The organism is Allobosea sp. BE125, from assembly GCF_031456075.1.
Taxonomy (GTDB): Bacteria; Pseudomonadota; Alphaproteobacteria; order Rhizobiales; family Beijerinckiaceae; genus Allobosea.
Genome location: NZ_JAVDTY010000001.1, coordinates 202,803 through 219,118, shown reverse-complemented (window position 1 = coordinate 219,118; position 16,316 = coordinate 202,803). Strand labels below are relative to the sequence as shown.

The 16,316-nt window shown below is 64.2% G+C and carries 19 protein-coding genes; 11 read left to right on the top strand and 8 right to left on the bottom strand.

The annotated features are described in order from the left end of the window. Window positions 1–221 precede the first annotated feature (221 nt). A complete protein-coding gene (locus J2Y55_RS01065) occupies window positions 222–677 on the top strand; it encodes an RbsD/FucU family protein (protein ID WP_310146748.1) in 456 nt (151 codons plus the stop codon). A 130-nt stretch (window positions 678–807) separates the two neighbouring features. Then, a complete protein-coding gene (locus J2Y55_RS01060; protein ID WP_404978788.1) occupies window positions 808–1,272 on the top strand; it encodes a hypothetical protein in 465 nt (154 codons plus the stop codon). Between the two features lie 105 nt (window positions 1,273–1,377). On the opposite strand, the gene J2Y55_RS01055 is transcribed toward J2Y55_RS01060, so the two are convergent. The 3 genes from J2Y55_RS01055 to J2Y55_RS01045 form a co-directional block, all read right to left on the bottom strand. Beyond that, window positions 1,378–1,638, bottom strand: a complete 261-nt coding sequence (locus J2Y55_RS01055) for a hypothetical protein (protein ID WP_310146746.1) — start codon at window positions 1,636–1,638, stop codon at window positions 1,378–1,380. Between the two features lie 89 nt (window positions 1,639–1,727). Then, complete coding sequence (locus J2Y55_RS01050; RefSeq protein ID WP_310146745.1) at window positions 1,728–2,270, bottom strand: PAS domain-containing protein; 543 nt, start codon at window positions 2,268–2,270, stop codon at window positions 1,728–1,730. A gap of 106 nt (window positions 2,271–2,376) precedes the next feature. Beyond that, window positions 2,377–2,559, bottom strand: coding sequence for a hypothetical protein (locus J2Y55_RS01045; protein ID WP_310146744.1), 183 nt, complete (start codon window positions 2,557–2,559; stop codon window positions 2,377–2,379). 408 nt (window positions 2,560–2,967) lie between these two features. On the opposite strand from J2Y55_RS01045, the gene J2Y55_RS01040 reads away from it, so the two are divergent. From J2Y55_RS01040 to bla, 7 genes are all read left to right on the top strand, one after another. Continuing rightward, window positions 2,968–3,213 (top strand): hypothetical protein, encoded by a 246-nt coding sequence (locus J2Y55_RS01040; RefSeq protein ID WP_310146742.1) that lies wholly within the window; start codon window positions 2,968–2,970, stop codon window positions 3,211–3,213. Between the two features lie 98 nt (window positions 3,214–3,311). After that, window positions 3,312–3,671, top strand: a complete 360-nt coding sequence (locus J2Y55_RS01035; RefSeq protein WP_310146739.1) for an endonuclease domain-containing protein — start codon at window positions 3,312–3,314, stop codon at window positions 3,669–3,671. A 575-nt stretch (window positions 3,672–4,246) separates the two neighbouring features. Continuing rightward, window positions 4,247–5,230: a hypothetical protein gene (locus J2Y55_RS01030; protein WP_310146737.1), complete on the top strand. Its 984-nt coding sequence runs from the start codon at window positions 4,247–4,249 to the stop codon at window positions 5,228–5,230. Between the two features lie 103 nt (window positions 5,231–5,333). Further along, window positions 5,334–6,512, top strand: a complete 1,179-nt coding sequence (locus J2Y55_RS01025; RefSeq protein ID WP_310146735.1) for a phosphoserine transaminase — start codon at window positions 5,334–5,336, stop codon at window positions 6,510–6,512. Between the two features lie 222 nt (window positions 6,513–6,734). Continuing rightward, window positions 6,735–8,324: a phosphoglycerate dehydrogenase gene (gene serA / locus J2Y55_RS01020; RefSeq protein ID WP_310146732.1), complete on the top strand. Its 1,590-nt coding sequence runs from the start codon at window positions 6,735–6,737 to the stop codon at window positions 8,322–8,324. A gap of 4 nt (window positions 8,325–8,328) precedes the next feature. Next, window positions 8,329–8,592 carry a DUF1902 domain-containing protein gene (locus J2Y55_RS01015; RefSeq protein WP_310146730.1) on the top strand — a complete coding sequence of 88 codons (264 nt, stop codon included), beginning with the start codon at window positions 8,329–8,331 and terminating at the stop codon, window positions 8,590–8,592. A 244-nt stretch (window positions 8,593–8,836) separates the two neighbouring features. Then, window positions 8,837–9,847, top strand: a complete 1,011-nt coding sequence (gene bla, locus J2Y55_RS01010; RefSeq protein WP_310146728.1) for a class A beta-lactamase — start codon at window positions 8,837–8,839, stop codon at window positions 9,845–9,847. Between the two features lie 49 nt (window positions 9,848–9,896). Here bla and J2Y55_RS01005 read toward each other — a convergent pair whose 3' ends face one another. Both J2Y55_RS01005 and J2Y55_RS01000 read right to left on the bottom strand, forming a co-directional pair. Further along, on the bottom strand, window positions 9,897–10,793 hold the full coding sequence (locus tag J2Y55_RS01005; RefSeq protein ID WP_310146726.1) for an MBL fold metallo-hydrolase: 897 nt from the start codon (window positions 10,791–10,793) through the stop codon (window positions 9,897–9,899). 36 nt (window positions 10,794–10,829) lie between these two features. After that, a complete protein-coding gene (locus J2Y55_RS01000) occupies window positions 10,830–11,510 on the bottom strand; it encodes a DsbA family protein (RefSeq protein ID WP_310146724.1) in 681 nt (226 codons plus the stop codon). Window positions 11,511–11,628: 118 nt separating this feature from the next. Between J2Y55_RS01000 and J2Y55_RS00995 the strand changes: the two genes are divergently transcribed. Next, a complete protein-coding gene (locus tag J2Y55_RS00995; protein WP_310146722.1) occupies window positions 11,629–12,549 on the top strand; it encodes a LysR family transcriptional regulator in 921 nt (306 codons plus the stop codon). Between the two features lie 193 nt (window positions 12,550–12,742). Here the strand turns inward: J2Y55_RS00995 and J2Y55_RS00990 are convergent, their stop codons facing one another. Next, window positions 12,743–13,105, bottom strand: a complete 363-nt coding sequence (locus tag J2Y55_RS00990) for a hypothetical protein (RefSeq protein WP_310146719.1) — start codon at window positions 13,103–13,105, stop codon at window positions 12,743–12,745. A 242-nt stretch (window positions 13,106–13,347) separates the two neighbouring features. After that, window positions 13,348–14,331 (bottom strand): DMT family transporter, encoded by a 984-nt coding sequence (locus tag J2Y55_RS00985; protein ID WP_310146717.1) that lies wholly within the window; start codon window positions 14,329–14,331, stop codon window positions 13,348–13,350. A gap of 148 nt (window positions 14,332–14,479) precedes the next feature. Here J2Y55_RS00985 and J2Y55_RS00980 point away from each other — a divergent pair, with 148 nt between their 5' ends. Further along, on the top strand, window positions 14,480–15,364 hold the full coding sequence (locus tag J2Y55_RS00980; RefSeq protein ID WP_310146716.1) for a type 1 glutamine amidotransferase: 885 nt from the start codon (window positions 14,480–14,482) through the stop codon (window positions 15,362–15,364). A gap of 284 nt (window positions 15,365–15,648) precedes the next feature. Here the strand turns inward: J2Y55_RS00980 and J2Y55_RS00975 are convergent, their stop codons facing one another. Next, entirely contained in the window at window positions 15,649–16,242 is a 594-nt protein-coding gene (locus tag J2Y55_RS00975) for a TetR/AcrR family transcriptional regulator (RefSeq protein WP_310146714.1), read from the bottom strand. Window positions 16,243–16,316: the final 74 nt, after the last annotated feature.

The window sequence follows — 16,316 nt, the reverse complement described above, 5'->3', positions numbered from 1 at the left end:
GCCATGCTGACTATCTGTTTGCTCCTCTTTCCGAGCCCTCATCCTGAGGAGCCGCCCTCGGGTCCGATCTTCGATCGGCCCAAGGATAAACTCCGCGGCGTCTCGAAGGATGCTCCAGGAGGCTCCGGTATCCGCTGGACCATCCTTCGAGACGCCATTCCGTACGGAATGGCTCCTCATGATGAGGGCTGTGTTTCCAAACGGATTCAGAAAGATTTCCCATGCTGAAGGGCCTCGATCCCGTCCTCTCCGCCGATCTGCTCTGGCTGCTTTCCGCCATGGGCCATGGCGACGATCTCGCTCTGGTCGACGCCAATCATCCCGCCGAGACCATCGCGCGCGCCACCACCAGCGGCCGGCTCGTGCGCCTGCCCGGGCTGACCATGGCCCGCGCCGCCCGCGCCATCCTCTCCGTGCTGCCGATCGACGATTTCGAGCCCGCCCCCGCGCGGCGCATGCTGGTGGTCGGCGATGCGCAGGCGGTCCCCGTCGTGCAGGCGCAGGTGCAGCATGAGCTCGACCGCGCGACGGGCGCTCCCCTCCCGCTCGTCGGCATCGAGCGCTTCGCCTTCTACGAGGCGGCGAAGGCGGCCTTCGCTGTCGTCCAGGTCGGCGATCCCCGCCCCTATGGCTGCTTCCTGTTCCGCAAGGGCGTGATCGCCGGAGAACCCGGCTGAGCGCTCGGGTTTCTGTCATGGACCGTTCATTTTAAAGGCGTTAGCCTCCTTCCTTGCAGCACGACCGCCCGGAATGAGCCGTCCGGCCGAAGCTCCACCAACGGGCCATGCCCGTCAGGGAACGATGACCATGACAAAGACCAGCACCGCGCTCGCCGCCGGCGTCTTCGCACTCGTCGGCGGGTTCGTCCTGCAAGCCTCGGCTCCGGCCCAGGCGCTGACGATGAAGGAATGCAGCACCAAATATAACGCGGCCAAGACCGGCAACACGCTGGGCGGTCAGTCCTGGAACGATTTCCGCAAGGCCCAGTGCTCCGACACGGCCGCCCCGGCTGCAGCCACCGCGCCGGCATCGGCCGGGGCAGCGGCTCCCGCCAAGCCCGCAGCCGCTGCCCCGGCCGCCGCCGGCAACGCCGTCTTCCCCGCCAAGGTCGATCCGAAATATTCGACCCTCTCGGCCGGCAAACAGCGCTTCAAGACCTGCAACGACCAGTACAACATCAACAAGGCCAATGGCGGCAATGGCGACCTGAAATGGATCCAGAAGGGCGGCGGTTATTACAGCCAGTGCAACACCAGGCTGAAGGGCGCCTGAGCGCCCTCTCTCCCTTCTCCCCCGTCAAAGTCGGCTGTTGCCGACTTTGACACTTTGAGTTGCCCATCTCGGGCAAGCCCGAGATGGGTGGGAGAAGGAAAGCCCTTACGCCCCCTTCGCCACCGCCTGCTTCAACCGCGCCACGGCCTCCGTCGCGCCGGCCTTGATCGCCAATTCCTGCGTCTGCGCCTCGCGCTCGATCATCTCGACCAGCACGGCCGCATTGATCTCGCTGCCGGCGGCGGTGAGCTTCAGCACCGCATTGGCGATGATGTTGGGCCAGAACGCCGCCCCGCCCTTGGCGAGCCCCTTCGCTTTGCGGCCCTCGAACTCCTTGGCTAGCTGTTCGGGGGTCTTCTTGGCCATGACGGGCTCCGGTTTGTGTGTCGGCCTGTCCCACCATGCCCGCCGGGCGCGCGCAAGGGCCGTCTTACTCGTGCAGCCTTGGCTTCGCTCTAGCGCTCTCTGCCTGGAGACAGCCGCCCCGGCTCGGGCACGGCCACACGGCCGACCTCGAGCAGGGCCATGTCGATCATGAAGCGCAGATCGTTTTGCCCAGCAGCGGCCGCGATCTCGCGCGCCGCCATCAGATGGTCGGCGGCATCGTCCAGATCGTGATGCGCGCCGAAGGTGATGTCGATCACCACCCCCATATATTCGATCGGCCGCCCGGCTTTCGAGACGACGCATTGGCCGCGATCCCAGAGCCAGCGCACCGAGCCGTCATGCGCCACGACGCGATACTCGGCCCAGAACTCGCCGGAAATGGCGACCGCCTTCGAGACCTCGATGTCGAAAGCCTCGCGATCATCGGGATGGACGGCGTGGATATAATCGTCGAGCGGCAGCCCGATCTTGGCGCGCTCGGGATCGACCCGGAAAGCCCTGGCGATGGCGGGGCTGGCCCGCAACGTGCCCTCCTCGATCTTCCACAGCCACGAGCCGAGCACGCGCCTGGGACCGATCAGAGCTGGATCGCGCTTTGCGGGTGCCGCCATATTGACCTCATCGCCGCGAAGCCGGACCGGCATTTTGCTGCGCCGCAAAAGACTGTGCTGCTCCCGGCCAAGCTTGCAACAATTCTAAGCTGGTTCTCCACATCCGCTATCGCCCGGCCTCCTCGGCCAGCGCGCGGGCGAAATCGGTGACGAGCTTGCGCTTGATCGGCGGCAGCGCCCGGAACAGCTTCACCAATTCCATCGCCTCCGCGACCATGGGGTCGTCGCCCGGGTCCTGCGGTTGAGGCTGCGCATCGTCAAAGCCGCCCTGATCGTCATCTCTGGTCATCTCGATCGCCGTGTCCCCAGCGCCCCCTGCCAATAGCAATTTTTGCCGCGATCATGTCAATTTTGGGCTGGGGCGCGGTCTCTTCCCTTCTCCCCTCGGGGGAGAAGGTGGCAGCGCGTAGCGCTGACGGATGAGGGAAGTCTTGTTCCGGCTTGCTTCCTTCCCTCATCCGACCCGGCTTCGCCGGCCCACCTTCTCCCCCCATCAAAGTCGGCTGTTGCCGACTTTGACACCTTGAGTTGCCTATCTCGGGCAAGCCCGAGATAGGTGGGAGAAGGAAGGCGCCCTTCCCCGAGCAATGCCCTCCCTGCACGCCGGGGCACCCGGAAACGCCGTTGCGCGCGGCAGCGGGGCAGTGCACGAGCGGCGCGGCCGCAGCGCGCGGCCCGCTCGTTCAGGACCGCCATCATGCCCCTCGCCTCCCGCGCGCTCGTCGCGGCCTTCGCCTGCCTCCTCACCATCGCCCCGGCCCTTGCCGCGATCACCGACCCGGAGATGGATTGCGCCACCTATCTCAAGAGCAGCGCAACGGGGGGTCACAAGCCGAAGGCCCATCAGGCCAGCCATGATGTCGAGGCCAGGATCAGAGCCTTCTGCGCCGCCAACCCGAAGATGAAGGCGATCGACGCGGAGATGACGGTGACGGGGGATTGAGGGGCAAGCCCATTCGCCTGCAGGTGAAGCGCGGGGAACCCCTCTCCTGTAAGGAGAGGGGCAGGGGTGAGGTTTAGGCCGTTGGACGGTGAGGCGCGATGGCGACGGAACAGCAGAGTTTCGCAAGGACACTCCGCCGGCAATCGACGAAACCGGAAGACATCCTCTGGGACCTACTGCGCGCGCGCCGTCTCGACGGTCTCAAGTTCCGACGTCAGGCTCCGCTGCTCGGCTACACCGTCGATTTCCTCTGCTTCGAGCGCAAGCTCGTCGTCGAACTCGACGGCAGGCAGCATGATGCCGAGCGCGACTACGACGCGGCGCGATCAGAGGAGATCGAGCGCCACGGCTTCATGTTGATCCGCTTCGGCAATGAAACGGTGCTCAACGACCGCGACGCCGTCATTGCCCGCATCCGCGAGACGGCTGGAACCTCGACGGAGAACCCTCCCGTTTAAGGAGAGGGTGGGGTGAGGTGTCGCGCGCTTTCCGCACGACGCTTACGTCCGCTGCGGTAAGTTCTGCACCCCACTGGTCCAGGGGCCGACACCTCATCCCTGCCCTTCTCCTTACAGGAGAAGGGTTCCCCGCGCCTTTTCACCGCAGCCGCGACGCCCTCTTTCCTTCTCCCGGATGGGAGAGGAGAGCGCAGAGTGCCGGATAAGGGTGTGAGGTCAACCAACTGAGCATCAATGCCCCACATACAATGCCGCAGCAGCGACAATATAAGATACGGCGATCATCACATAAGAGATCTGAAGAAATGACAATTTGGCCTCCGAGCACTCAAGGGGCCTCTTAGATACAACGCAAAATTCTCGATCACGCGGTTATTTCAGCCAGTATCTTGGCTGAATCAGCCAAGATCGCGCCCAAGCGATCAGCGGCACACCCTCACCCCTACCCCTCTCCCATCCGGCAGAGGGGTTTCGCGCGCCTTTCGGCCTTTGGTCGGGTTGCATCCGCACTGATCTCTGAGCTCGTAGCCCGCTAGACGTTATTTGAGCTACGATCGAGGGGGAAGGAGGCGACAATGGCAAAGAACAAACTCAGAAACCTTCTTGAATTGGCGCCGATCGATAGAATTCGACCGCTTCACGAAGACGCTTTCACCGAGATGATACAAAATTCAGGCGGCTTTCGGCTCGACGACATACTTTCAGTGCCGCCCGGCGTCGCAAATGCCGACTTTATCATTCCGTGCGATGACGGCGATATTTTGCTCGAGTTAAAGCAACTCAGCGGTGAGAGCACACGAGGATCGTTGGCTCGTTTCTTCGAAGGAAAACGTAGTCGCGCGCGCTATTTTGAACAATTACCTGGGAATATTACAAGAATTAATTCAGATGCCATGACACCGGCCGATTGGACCGCCTTTCATCGAGAGTTTCGCCCAAATTTATTCGATTTGATAAAGAAAGCAGCACGACAACTCAAAGAGAGTGAAGAACTGGCTCAGAAGCAGGGTCGAAAAATTATCGCCAAGGGCGTTTGGCTACTAAATTCTGGCGACCCCGACATGAGTCTGGATCTCCTAACCAGGCTCACGCACGTTGGTGTTGTGGGTGAATGGCGTCGAAAACTGTTCCGCTCACTAGATTTTGCCGTTTGTTCCGCCTGGACTCAATTTGAGAATCCGCATCACACGATCAACGCGTTGCCCGAAAATTTCGGAGGCTTTCCCAAGAAAGCGTTTTTCGACATGCGGCCAATCTATCGATCACCTGACCCGGCAATTATCACCGCATGCCAGAGTATTTGTCTAAGTTGGATGCGGTATTGTGCCTTTGCGATCGATGCGGACATCAAACAGGAATTTTTTCGTGGCGAGCCCGTCTTCAAGCTTGAAGTTCGGCCTTCTTCTCCATTCGCTCAGGGTTACGCGTATCGGGATGCTCCCGAGCGCGCGATGATCCCAATCGAACTGCCTACTACAGCTGAGCCTTGCGATTCCAAATGTGGTTCGACAATTAGCGGCACGGAACACCATGCCTTACCGTCGTCGACTAAGGTATAGCCTGAATGCACTCCCTTGACTCCCCCCACCCTCCCGCCTTACCCCCATCGACGGGACACGCCACCCCACCGTGGCGCGCCCATCTGTAAGGATGGAGACATCGATGGCGAATACCGTTCCGGCCACGCGTCCGCGCGTGCCGCATTTCTCGTCCGGCCCCTGCGCCAAGCGCCCCGGCTGGGCTCTCAAACATCTCTCTGACGCGGCGCTCGGCCGCTCGCACCGCGCCAAGGTCGGCAAGGACAAGCTCAAGCTTGCCATCGACCTGACCCGCGAGGTGCTGCAGGTGCCGGCGGATTACCGCATCGGCATCGTGCCCGCTTCCGACACCGGCGCCGTCGAGATGGCGATGTGGTCGCTGCTCGGCGCCCGCGGCGTCGACATGGTCGCCTGGGAAAGTTTTGGCGAGGGCTGGGTGACCGATGTCGCCAAGCAGCTGCGGCTCACCGATGTGCGCACCATCACCGCGCCCTATGGCGAACTGCCGAACCTGAAGAAGGTCGACACGAAAACCCGCGACGTCGTCTTCACCTGGAACGGCACGACGTCGGGCGTGCGCGTGCCCGACGCCAGCTGGATCGCCGATGACCGCGAGGGGCTGACGATCTGCGACGCGACCTCGGCCGCCTTCGCCCAGCGCCTCGACTGGCCCAAGCTCGATGTCACCACCTTCTCCTGGCAGAAGGTGCTCGGCGGCGAGGCGGCCCATGGCATGATCATTCTCTCGCCCCGCGCGGTCGAGCGGTTGCTGACCTACAAGCCGAGCTGGCCGCTGCCGAAGATCTTCCGCATGGTCTCGGGCGGCAAGCTCTCCGAGGGCATCTTCCAGGGCGAGACGATCAACACGCCCTCCATGCTCGCGGTCGAGGATTATCTCGATGCGCTGCACTGGGCGAAGAAGGTCGGCGGGTTGGACGGGCTGGTGAAGCGCGCTGACGGCAATTTCCGCGTGCTGCAAAAGTTCGTGCGCGAAAACGACTGGATCGACTTCCTGGCGGTGAAGCCGAAGACGCGCTCCAATACGAGCGTGTGCCTCAAATTCACCGACCCGGCGGTGACGGCGCTCTCGGCCGACGCGCAGACGGCGTTTGCCAAGCAGGTCGTGTCGATCATCGAGAAGGCGGGCGCCGGTTTCGATCTCGGCCACTACCGCGACGCCCCTCCCGGCCTGCGCATCTGGTGCGGCGCGACCGTGCAATCGCGCGATCTCAAGGCGCTGCTGCCCTGGATCACCTATGCCTTCGCCGAGGCCAAGGCGGGGCTGAGCAAGAAGGCGGCGTAGCCTCGACCTAGCCCCCTCTCCCCTCGGGGGAGAGGGTTGGGGTGAGGGCAGCGCAACGCTGTTCGCCAGCTCCTTTCCCCCATCAACGTTTCCGACCTGCGCGGCCCTCATCCGTCTCGGCTTCGCCGAGCCACCTTCTCCCCCGAGGGGAGAAGGATGCGCGCCTTCCCTTCCACGTGCCGAACGCTCCCCGTGCAGCGCGGCGTAAGCCGGAGCCATTCCATGACAGCCCCCCGCGTATTGATCTCCGACGCCCTCTCCCCCGCCGCCGTGCAAATCTTCAAGGATCGCGGCATCGAGGTGACGTTCGATCCCAACCTCGGCAAGGACAAGGACAAGCTCGCTGCCATCATCGGCGAGTATGACGGCCTTGCTATCCGCTCGGCGACCAAAGCCACCGCCAAATTGCTCGAGGCCGCGACGAGGCTGAAGGTGATCGGCCGCGCCGGCATCGGCGTCGACAATGTCGAGATTCCCGCTGCCACCGCGCGCGGCATCATCGTGATGAACACGCCCTTCGGCAATTCGATCACCACCGCCGAGCACGCCATCGCGATGATGTTCGCGCTCGCCCGCCAGATCCCCTCCGCGGATACCTCCACCCAGGCCGGCAAATGGGAGAAGAACCGCTTCATGGGCGTGGAGATCACGGCCAAGACGCTGGGGCTGATCGGCTGCGGCAATATCGGCTCGATCGTCGCCGAACGCGGCATCGGCCTGAAGATGCGCGTCATCGCCTTCGACCCCTATCTCTCGGCCGAACGGGCGGTTCAGCTCGGCGTTGAGAAGGTCGAATTGGAGGACCTGCTCAAGCGCGCCGATTTCATCACGCTGCATGTGCCGATGACGGCGATGACCAAGAACATCCTCTCGGCGGAGAACCTCGCCAAGACCAAGAAGGGCGTGCGCATCATCAACTGCGCCCGTGGCGGGCTGGTCGATGAGGCGGCACTGGCCGAATTGATCAAGTCCGGCCATGTCGCCGGCGCGGCCTTCGACGTGTTCTCGGTCGAGCCTGCCGAGGCCAACCCGCTCTTCGGCCTGGAGAACGTCGTCTGCACGCCGCATCTGGGCGCCTCGACCAATGAGGCGCAGGAGAATGTCGCGCTGCAGGTCGCCGAGCAGATGTCTGACTACCTGCTCAAGGGCGCGATCACCAATGCGGTGAATTTCCCCTCGATCTCGGCCGAGGAAGCGCCGCGGATCAAGCCTTTCGTGGCGCTGGCCGAGAAGCTCGGCTCGTTCCTGGGCCAGCTCACCGAAGCGCCGGTCAAGGGCATCCGTATCGAATATGAGGGCGCGGTCGCCCATCTCAACCTGAAGGCGATCTCGGCTGCCGCCATCACCGGCGTGCTCCGCCCCTTCCTGCCCGAGATCAACATGGTCAACGCCGCGATGATCGCCAAGGAGAAGGGCATCGTGGTCGAGGAATTGACCCGCGAAGTCGCCGGGAACCTCGAAAGCGTCATCCGCATCGTGGTCGAGGCCGAGGACATGCCGCGCCACGCCTCGGGCACGGTCTTCCAGGACGGCAAGCCGCGCATCGTCGAGATCCGCGACATCCAGGTCGATGCCGAATTCGCCCCGCACATGCTCTATGTCCGCAATGCCGACAAGCCGGGCTTCATCGGCCAGTTCGGCTCGCTGCTCGGCGAGGCCGGCGTCAATGTCGCGACCTTCTCGCTCGGCCGCGACAAGCCGGGCGGCGACGCGATCTGCTATGTCGCCGTCGACGAGCCGATCTCGGACGCGCTGCTCGACAAGATCCACGAGATCCCGATGGTCAAGCGCGCTCGGCGGCTGAGGTTCTGAGCTGATGCGTTTTGCAGATCTGCGCGCCATGGTCGCACCCCGCAAGGCTGCGCCCATGGTTCCCGTCAAGTTCGAGGTCCGCCGCGACGAGGAGGCTGGCGTCTGGTACGCGGTCTCCTGCTGCGATCTCGGCATCGTCACGGAAGCCCCGACGCTGGAGGGCCTGCGCGAACGCCTGAAGCAGCTCGTGCCGGATCATCTCGATCTCGACTGCGACTGCCCGATCGAATTGGAGATCTGCACGGAAGAGCCGGGCGGCGCGGCCTGAGCGCACCCGCGGCGCGCCAAACTCAGCCGTCATTCCGGACAAGCCGCGCAGCGGCGCAGATCCGGAATCCATCGTAGAGCCAGACCCGTCAAAGGATATGCCCTCCGATGGATTCCGGGTCGACCTTCGCTGCGTCCGGAATGACGGCGCGTGTCCGAGCATCGCCACGCGCTCGAATGCCCACATCACGCCCCATCGCCGCCCCAATCGCACCCCCCTGTGGCGCCGCCACAGGAGATGCCTTATGCTTCGCTACGCCGCCCTTGCCCTCGCCATCCTCACTGCTACGCCGAATCTGCTCGCGACACCGGCCCTCGCCGATTGGGACAAGGCCAGGCTCGACCAGGAGATCGTGGCGATCGAGCGCCAGTCGCAGGGCCGGCTCGGCGTCGCCCTGCTCGACCTGAAGGACCGCAAGAGCTGGTCGCATCGCGGCTCCGAGACCTTCCCGATGCAGAGCGTCTTCAAGCTGCCGCTGGCGGTCGCGGTGCTGCAGGCGGTCGAAGCCAGCAAGCTGAAGCTCGACCAGCCGATCACCATCACCCGCAAGGATTTCTCGCTGTTCCATAGCCCGCTGGCCAAGGCCTTCAAGGGCGAGAGCAACGCCTACCCGCTACGCGAGCTGATCGCACTCGCCGCCGGCCAGAGCGACAATACCGCAGCCGACACTCTGATGCGCCTCATCGGCGGGCCGCAGGTGGTGACGAAGATGCTCCGGGATGGCGGCATCGGGGGGATTTCGGTCGATCGCTATGAGCGCGAATTCCAGCCGCAGGTGTTCGGCCTGCAAGGCTTCGGCTGGGACAGGACCGTCGACGAGCAAGCGTTCCGGGCCGAGCTGAAGGCGCTCGCTCCGAAGACGCGCTTGGCCGCGCTCGCTCTCGCCCTCAAGGACCCGCGTGACGCCGCCACCCCCGAGGCAAGCACGCTGTTCCTGGAGGCGCTGGCCAAGGGCAACTGGCTGCGCGACCCGGCCCATGCCGCCTTCCTCGATACGGTCATCACGGAGACGAAGAGCGGCCCGCTGCGCATCCGCGCCGGCCTGCCGCTAGGCGCGCGCTTCGCCCACAAGACCGGAGCCGGCCTGACCATGGACGGCGTCAACCACGCCACCAACGACATCGGCATCGTGACGCTGCCCAATGGCCGCGTCTTCGCGATCGCGATCTATCTCGCCGGGTCGAAGGCCGACGAGAAGACCCGCGAGGCCGCCCATGCGGCGGTGGCGAAGGCGGCGGTCGCGGCGTTGCGCTAAAGCGCGCAAGGCCTCGAGCGGATCAGATCGAGATTGGCGCCCATGGCGCTCAGCCCCACTTCATTTCGCCGGTCGCGACCTTGGCGCCGATATCGATCGCGACGCTCATTCCCAAATTGGGGAAGCGCGCCTTCATGGCGGCATTGAGCGCGACGGAATCGGGCTTCTTCGCCAGCTCTTCCTCGAAGGCCAGCAGATAGGCCTTCGTGTGATCGAGGCCGGACAGATCGGTCTTGGCGTCGGCCGTCATATGGCCGGCGACCACGATGGCGGGCCGGCGCGCGGCGATCAGATCGAGGTTCCTGACCCAGGCGGCTCGCAGTTCGGCGCCATTGGTGTCCGCAGTCCAAACATGAACACCGGAGAAGACAAGCACGCCACCGAACACCGCCTTGAGCGACGGTACCCAGAGATAGCGGCGGTTGGGGAGGCCCTCCGCATCGACGATCTCGATGGTCTCGCCATCGACGGTCAGCGTCTTGCCGTCGAAGGCTTCGGGAATGACCACCTCGGCGAGGGTCTGCGGGCCGTTCTCCTTGAGCTGCGGCCCCCAGACGGCCAGCTTCTTCTCGACGCTGCCCTTGATCGCCTCGACCGTAGCCGAGGCGGCGATCACGCGCGCCTGGGGAAAGGCGGCCTTGATCGGTCCGAGGCTGAAGTAATAATCGGGATCGGACTGGCTGATATAGATCGTGGTGAGCCTCTTGCCGGTCGCCTTGATCACGTCCGCGAGGGCGCGGCCGTCAGACAATGTGAAGCCGCCGTCGATCAGCACGGCTTCCGTGGCGCCGGAGACCAGGACCGGGGCACGGTAGAAGCCGTTCTGTCCGGCAGGAACATGCTTCCAGGTGAGCGCCCCTGCGGCATGGCCGAGACCCGCCGGAGCAAAGACGGCAGCAGTGCCGGCGGCGATGCTGGATGTCATGATGGCTCTCCTTGTGAGCATGATGCTCTCCTGTCGATGGGGGTGCGAAGGTGAAATTCAGGCGCGCCGCCTGTCTGTTCCGGTCAGATCCGGGCTCACGCCCTTCAGCCTGGCGACCAAGACCTCAAGGCTGCCGAAGAGCGCATTTCCGGGCACGAGACGGCGGCTCTCTCCCACGCCCGCAATCAGGGTTGGAACGCCGTTGGCGCCAAAGCGGTGCATCTCTTCGCGCGCGGCCTCGGTACGCTTGCGATAGGCGGCAAGCAGATTGTCATCGGGCGTTGTGAGGCGTTCGGCGGCCTTTTGGAGATCCAGGGCGCGCAGCATATCGGACAGGACGGAGACAGCGGCGATGTCGCGGCCGTCCACGTAACGGGCGCTTTGAATGGCCTTAAGCGCGGCAAACTCCTGACCCGGAGCGGTGACGGCGACAGCGGTGAGCGCCAGCGTCGCCGGACCGGAGTCGAAGAGGCGCGTATGGTCGCCAAGCACATCGCGGCGATAGGCTTCGCTGAAGGGCTGGCCGCTCAAGCGGGAAATGCGCTGATCATTGCTCCAGGCGTAAGCCGCGAAACCGTCATCCATCGGACGAGCCCCGGTGCCGGCAAACAGTCCTGTCGGCGCGAGATCGATAGCGAAGTCCGGCCTGGCCACGAGCTTTTCGAGCACCGCCGAGGCGCCGTAGCACCAGCCGCACAGCGGATCGAAGAGATAGGTGATGCGGGCGGTGGCGATCATATCCGGGTTCCTTCGCCACCCGATATGACGCGCGGACATTGATTGATAAAGACCGACAGATAAGACAGAATGTCTGTTATTATTTGACAATCAATGCCGGCGAGACTTGATCGAAACGATGAATCTCAATCGATTGGCCTATTTCGCTGCTGTCGTTGATACCGGATCGTTCACGCGCGCGGCCGAGCGGCTCGGCATCACCAAGGCCGTGGTCAGCCACCAGGTGGCGCAGCTCGAACAGGATCTCGGGACGAGCCTGCTCGTGCGCACCACCCGGCGCGTCCACCCGACCGAAGCCGGGGTGATGTTTCATGCCCGTTGCGTGATGATCCTGCGTGAAGCGGAGGACGCCTTCGACGAACTTGCCCAGGCCGCCATCGAGCCGACCGGAACCTTGCGGATCACCGCGCCCAACGACTACGGCGCCGCGGTGCTCGCTCCGGTCGTCGCGGCTTTCACGGCGCGTTATCCGGCTTGCCGCGTGGAGCAGACGCTGAGCGACCAGACCATGGATCTGACATCCGGCCGGGTCGACATGGCGGTCCGGGTCGGCTGGCTTGCGGATTCCAGCCTTCAGGCGCGCAGGATCGGCTCCTTCCAGCAAGTCTTGGTCGCAGCACCGGCGTTCGCGGACCGGATCGCGGGGGTCCTCGACCCGGACGATATCGTGTCCCTTCCGTTCGTCGCCAACATGGCGCTGCGCGAACCGCTGCTGTGGCAATTCTCGCGCGGGGATCTCGATCGACGCGCGGTGCGCCTGCAGGCGAGAATTGCCATCGACACGACGCCGGGCGTGCTCGGGGTCGTTCGAGCCGGGGGAGGTCTTTCAGTCCTGCCGGATTTCCTGGTTGCAGATGAACTGGCGTCGGGCCAGCTGATCCACGTCCTGCCGGAATGGTCGCTGCCATCCGGCGGCATCCATACGGTCTATCCCGCAGCGCGGTTCCGGCCGCGCAAGGTGACCGCTTTCGTGGAAATGCTGATCGCGGCCGAGCAGCAAAAGCGGGCGATCGCGCTTCCGCCAGAGTTTGCCTCGTAAGGAGACTTGCCTCGTAAGGAGAGCTGCCTCGTAGAAGGGGGCTTGCCTCGAAAAATGTGTCTCATTCGGCCGCGAGTTCTCGCGGCATGCCGGCCGCAGCCGCCCATCTTGTCGCGAATCTCAGGGGTTCTGCGACGGGCGGTTGAGGGTCGGCCGGGCTGACGTCATGGCGCGCTCTGAGCACGCCGGCCCCCTATTGGTCAAAACCGCTTTCCCCGGCGGATATGGCCTTGCAGACGCCGCGATCCTTCTCCCCCACCATCCGCTTGTCGCGGACGACAACCAGCTTGGATGGATCGATCTCCCATGCGACCGCCCCCTCATTCGCGGTGACTGTGCTGGCGGCGAAGACCGCCTTCACCTGTCTTTCGCTGCCGGTGCTCGGAACATGGATTCCAAGCGTTCCCGAGGAAGCGTCGAGCGCAAAATTGAAAATCTGGGATTTGCCCGAGGGCTGGGCGAATTCGCAGGATAGATATCGCGGCGCCGCCAAGGCGCCGCAGATCGACATCATCAGCAAACCGGCGACCAAACTGACTTGCGAGATCATGTTCATGAGGCAAGCTATCGATTTGGAAGGTTGCTGGTTACCGGGATTAAGCAATTGGAGCGGATTTATCGCGGGGGGATTCCCAAGGGGCTGGAAGCCGCTTCAGACTGTCAGCCGGATCGGAGGCGCTCCCGTCATTGCGAGGAGCAACGCGACGAAGCAATCCAGGAGACGTAGCGCGAGCCCTCCGGGATTGCTTCGCTTCGCTCGCAATGACGATAATGGCTGGTCGAAGGTCGTCCTGAACCTCACCGCTTCCCCAGCCGCTCCGCGATGAAGATGCCGCCGAGCACCAGCGCCAGCGCCAGGCCGTGATAGAGCGCCAATTGCTCGCCGAGGATGAAGACCGCCAGGATCGGCGCGAAGACCGGCACCAGATTGACGAAGACGCCGGCGCGGCCGGGGCCGATCAGTTCGACCGCGCGCAGAAAGAAGATCTGTGAGATCAGCGAGGGGAAGATCACCACGAAGGCGAGGATGAGCCAGCCCTTCGACGTCGGCCAGTAGCTGTGGCCCATCGCGATCTCGGCCCCAAAAAGCGGCAACGAGGCGAGGCAGGCGACGATCGCCAGCGCGGTGAAGAAGACGAGGCCGGGCATCATCGGCCGCGAATGGATCGCAACCGTGTAGCCGGCATAGAAAAAGCTCGCCAGGATCATCAGGAGATCGCCGGGGAAGAAGGCGAACTGCGTCAGCACGTGATAGTCGCCGCGGCTGGCGACGACCATGACGCCGAGCAGGGTGACGAAGACGCCGAGCGCCTGCAGCGGGCCGATCGCGGTGCGATGGGCCAGGAAGGCCCCGACCAGGACGAAGATCGGGATCGCGCCCTGGAGAATGCCTATATTGATCGCCGTGGTCGAATAGCCCGCGAGATACATCAGCGCATTGAAAGCGGTGAAGCCCACGGCCCCCGTCATGACGACATAGCGCCAGCGCGCCTTGAGCACCGGCCAATAGGCGGCAAGCTCGCGCCGCATCAGCCAGGGCAGGATGGCGCAGACGAAAACCCAGCGCAGCGAGGTCAGGCCCATCGGCGAGATCTGGCCGACGGCCAGACGGCTGGCCACCGCATTGCCAGCCCACATCAGCGTGGTCAGGCTGAGCAGCAAATAGGCATTGCCCCAGAGACGCTGCGGCAAGGTCTTGCTGGCGAGCCCGTTGAGGGGAGACTTGTTGAGCGGAATCTTGCTGAGTGGAGTCTTGGCCGGCATGGTCTCGGCTTCTGTCACGTCTGGCGTCCGGCTGCCTCAGGAATGAGCAACTGCAATAGCCTTGCAGGCGGCCTGCCTCCTATGAGATGAGGCGCAGGGCCGCCCGTCGCCCCGCGCATCCCTCGGCACGCCCTTTTTGCACGCTTTCCTGGCCTGGACTCCGCTCATGCTGCAGATTTCGCCTCGCCCGCTCCGCCTGCTCCTCGTCGACGGCAATACGCGCGAGCAGCGCGAGAACCATGCGGCGGGCTATCGCGGCCTCTCGCCCGCCGACGCCTATGCCGAGGAGGTGCGTCGCATTGCGCCGGGCAGCATCACAGATATCTGCCTGCCGGCCGATGAGGGCGCCAACCTGCCCGATGGCAGCGGCCTGCAATCCTATGACGGCATCTTCCTGACCGGCTCCTCGCTCCACATCTACAATCTCGAACCGGCGGTCACGCGCCAGATCGAATTGATGCGGGCGATCTACGCCAGCGGCACGCCCTGCTTCGGCTCCTGCTGGGGAGTCCAGATGGGCGCGGTCGCGGCCGGCGGCACGGTCGTCACCAATCCCAGGGGCCGCGAGATCGGCTTCGCCCGCAGGATTACGCTGACGCAGGCCGGGCAGAGCCATCCGCTGCTCGCGGGCCGGCCGGCCGCCTTCGACGCGCCCGCGATCCATCTCGACACTATCGCGCAGCCGCCCGCGGGCGCGACCGTGCTCGCCTCCAACCCCTATAGCGTCGTCCATGCCTGCGAGATCGCCCATGACGGCGGCCTGTTCTGGGGCGTGCAGTACCACCCCGAATTCCCGCTGGCGCAGGTCGCCTCGATCCTGGAGCGGATGACGCCGCTGTTGATCGCGGAAGGCTTTCGCAAGGACGAGGCGGCAGCGCAGAGTTGGCTGGAAGAGATCACCGCTCTCGACGCCGAGCCGGCGCGCAGCGACCTCGCCTGGGCGCATGCTCTCGACGAGGAGGTGCTCGATCCCTGGCGGCGCGTCACCGAATTGCGCAATTTCCTGGAGCATCGCGTCCAGCCGCAGGCGAGCGCGCGGGGAAGGGCTTAGAGACTGCTTGGAAACTCCCTGAGCCCTCATCCTGAGGAGCCATTCCTTTGGGAATGGCGTCTCGAAGGATGCTCCAGGAGGCTCCGGAGATATCTGGAGCATCCTTCGAGACGCCGCTTCGCGGCTCCTCAGGATGAGGGCTCAAATGTCCAAACAGATCGGCTCATAGAGCAGGATGCGAAAAGTGGGCGCCGGTTTTTCGTATTGATCCTGCTCTCACTCTTGAACACGGCAGGCGTTGGCGACCCATGAAAAGCACCGGAACTCCCTCAGCGCCCCCGAGGTCAGCTTCGCTTCGCCAATAAGCCTGTCGCCATGAGCTGAAACGCTTCAACGGCCTTGGGCAAAACCGACTGCGGCTCTTCGCTCGCCGCCACCCACAGGGCCGCGTTCAGCGCCGCTCCGTTGAGCAGGCGAGCCGCGGCTTCGACATCGACGGGCGCCAGGGTGCCTTCCGAGACCAGCCTGGCGACCGCCTGCTTCGTCACCTCAAGGCAGACATTCTGGCTTGGCCATTGCGAGGGATCGCCAAGGAAAGCGGGTCCATCGAGCAGCACGATCCTCTGCACTTCGGGGTCGAGCGCCATCGCGATATAGGCCGCGCCTTCGGCGAGCAGCCCCTCCCAATCTCCCTTTGCGGCGCCGGCCTCCTGCGCGCGCCCCGCCATCTCGCCATCGATCTGAGCGACAACCGCGGCGAGCAGCCCCTTCTTGTCGCCGAAGCTGTGATAGAGCGCCCCGCGCGTGAGGCCAACATCCGCCGTCAGCTCATCCATCGAGGCTGCGGCAAACCCCTTTTCGGCAAAGGCCTTGCGCGCAGCCGAGATCAGCTTGGCGCGGTTCTCCTCCATCGTTTCGATCCGGCGCTTCGGGGCCATGGCTCACCTTCACTGCGGATACGCGACGCATCCGGATTGACATACGTACCGTATGTGAGATTATTCGACATACG

Excerpts from the sequence above, each read along its gene's own strand:
- J2Y55_RS01005 (WP_310146726.1), bottom strand. The coding sequence starts at position 10,793 with ATGCTCACAAGGAGAGCCATCATGACATCCAGCATCGCCGCCGGCACT.
- J2Y55_RS01065 (WP_310146748.1), top strand. The coding sequence starts at position 222 with ATGCTGAAGGGCCTCGATCCCGTCCTCTCCGCCGATCTGCTCTGGCTG.
- J2Y55_RS01030 (WP_310146737.1), top strand. The coding sequence starts at position 4,247 with ATGGCAAAGAACAAACTCAGAAACCTTCTTGAATTGGCGCCGATCGAT.
- J2Y55_RS00990 (WP_310146719.1), bottom strand. The coding sequence starts at position 13,105 with ATGAACATGATCTCGCAAGTCAGTTTGGTCGCCGGTTTGCTGATGATG.
- J2Y55_RS01025 (WP_310146735.1), top strand. The coding sequence starts at position 5,334 with ATGGCGAATACCGTTCCGGCCACGCGTCCGCGCGTGCCGCATTTCTCG.
- J2Y55_RS01045 (WP_310146744.1), bottom strand. The coding sequence starts at position 2,559 with ATGACCAGAGATGACGATCAGGGCGGCTTTGACGATGCGCAGCCTCAA.
- J2Y55_RS01060 (WP_404978788.1), top strand. The coding sequence starts at position 808 with ATGACAAAGACCAGCACCGCGCTCGCCGCCGGCGTCTTCGCACTCGTC.
- J2Y55_RS01015 (WP_310146730.1), top strand. The coding sequence starts at position 8,329 with ATGCGTTTTGCAGATCTGCGCGCCATGGTCGCACCCCGCAAGGCTGCG.
- J2Y55_RS01050 (WP_310146745.1), bottom strand. The coding sequence starts at position 2,270 with ATGGCGGCACCCGCAAAGCGCGATCCAGCTCTGATCGGTCCCAGGCGC.
- serA (WP_310146732.1), top strand. The coding sequence starts at position 6,735 with ATGACAGCCCCCCGCGTATTGATCTCCGACGCCCTCTCCCCCGCCGCC.
- J2Y55_RS01000 (WP_310146724.1), bottom strand. The coding sequence starts at position 11,510 with ATGATCGCCACCGCCCGCATCACCTATCTCTTCGATCCGCTGTGCGGC.
- J2Y55_RS01040 (WP_310146742.1), top strand. The coding sequence starts at position 2,968 with ATGCCCCTCGCCTCCCGCGCGCTCGTCGCGGCCTTCGCCTGCCTCCTC.
- bla (WP_310146728.1), top strand. The coding sequence starts at position 8,837 with ATGCTTCGCTACGCCGCCCTTGCCCTCGCCATCCTCACTGCTACGCCG.
- J2Y55_RS01035 (WP_310146739.1), top strand. The coding sequence starts at position 3,312 with ATGGCGACGGAACAGCAGAGTTTCGCAAGGACACTCCGCCGGCAATCG.
- J2Y55_RS00980 (WP_310146716.1), top strand. The coding sequence starts at position 14,480 with ATGCTGCAGATTTCGCCTCGCCCGCTCCGCCTGCTCCTCGTCGACGGC.
- J2Y55_RS00975 (WP_310146714.1), bottom strand. The coding sequence starts at position 16,242 with ATGGCCCCGAAGCGCCGGATCGAAACGATGGAGGAGAACCGCGCCAAG.
- J2Y55_RS00995 (WP_310146722.1), top strand. The coding sequence starts at position 11,629 with ATGAATCTCAATCGATTGGCCTATTTCGCTGCTGTCGTTGATACCGGA.
- J2Y55_RS01055 (WP_310146746.1), bottom strand. The coding sequence starts at position 1,638 with ATGGCCAAGAAGACCCCCGAACAGCTAGCCAAGGAGTTCGAGGGCCGC.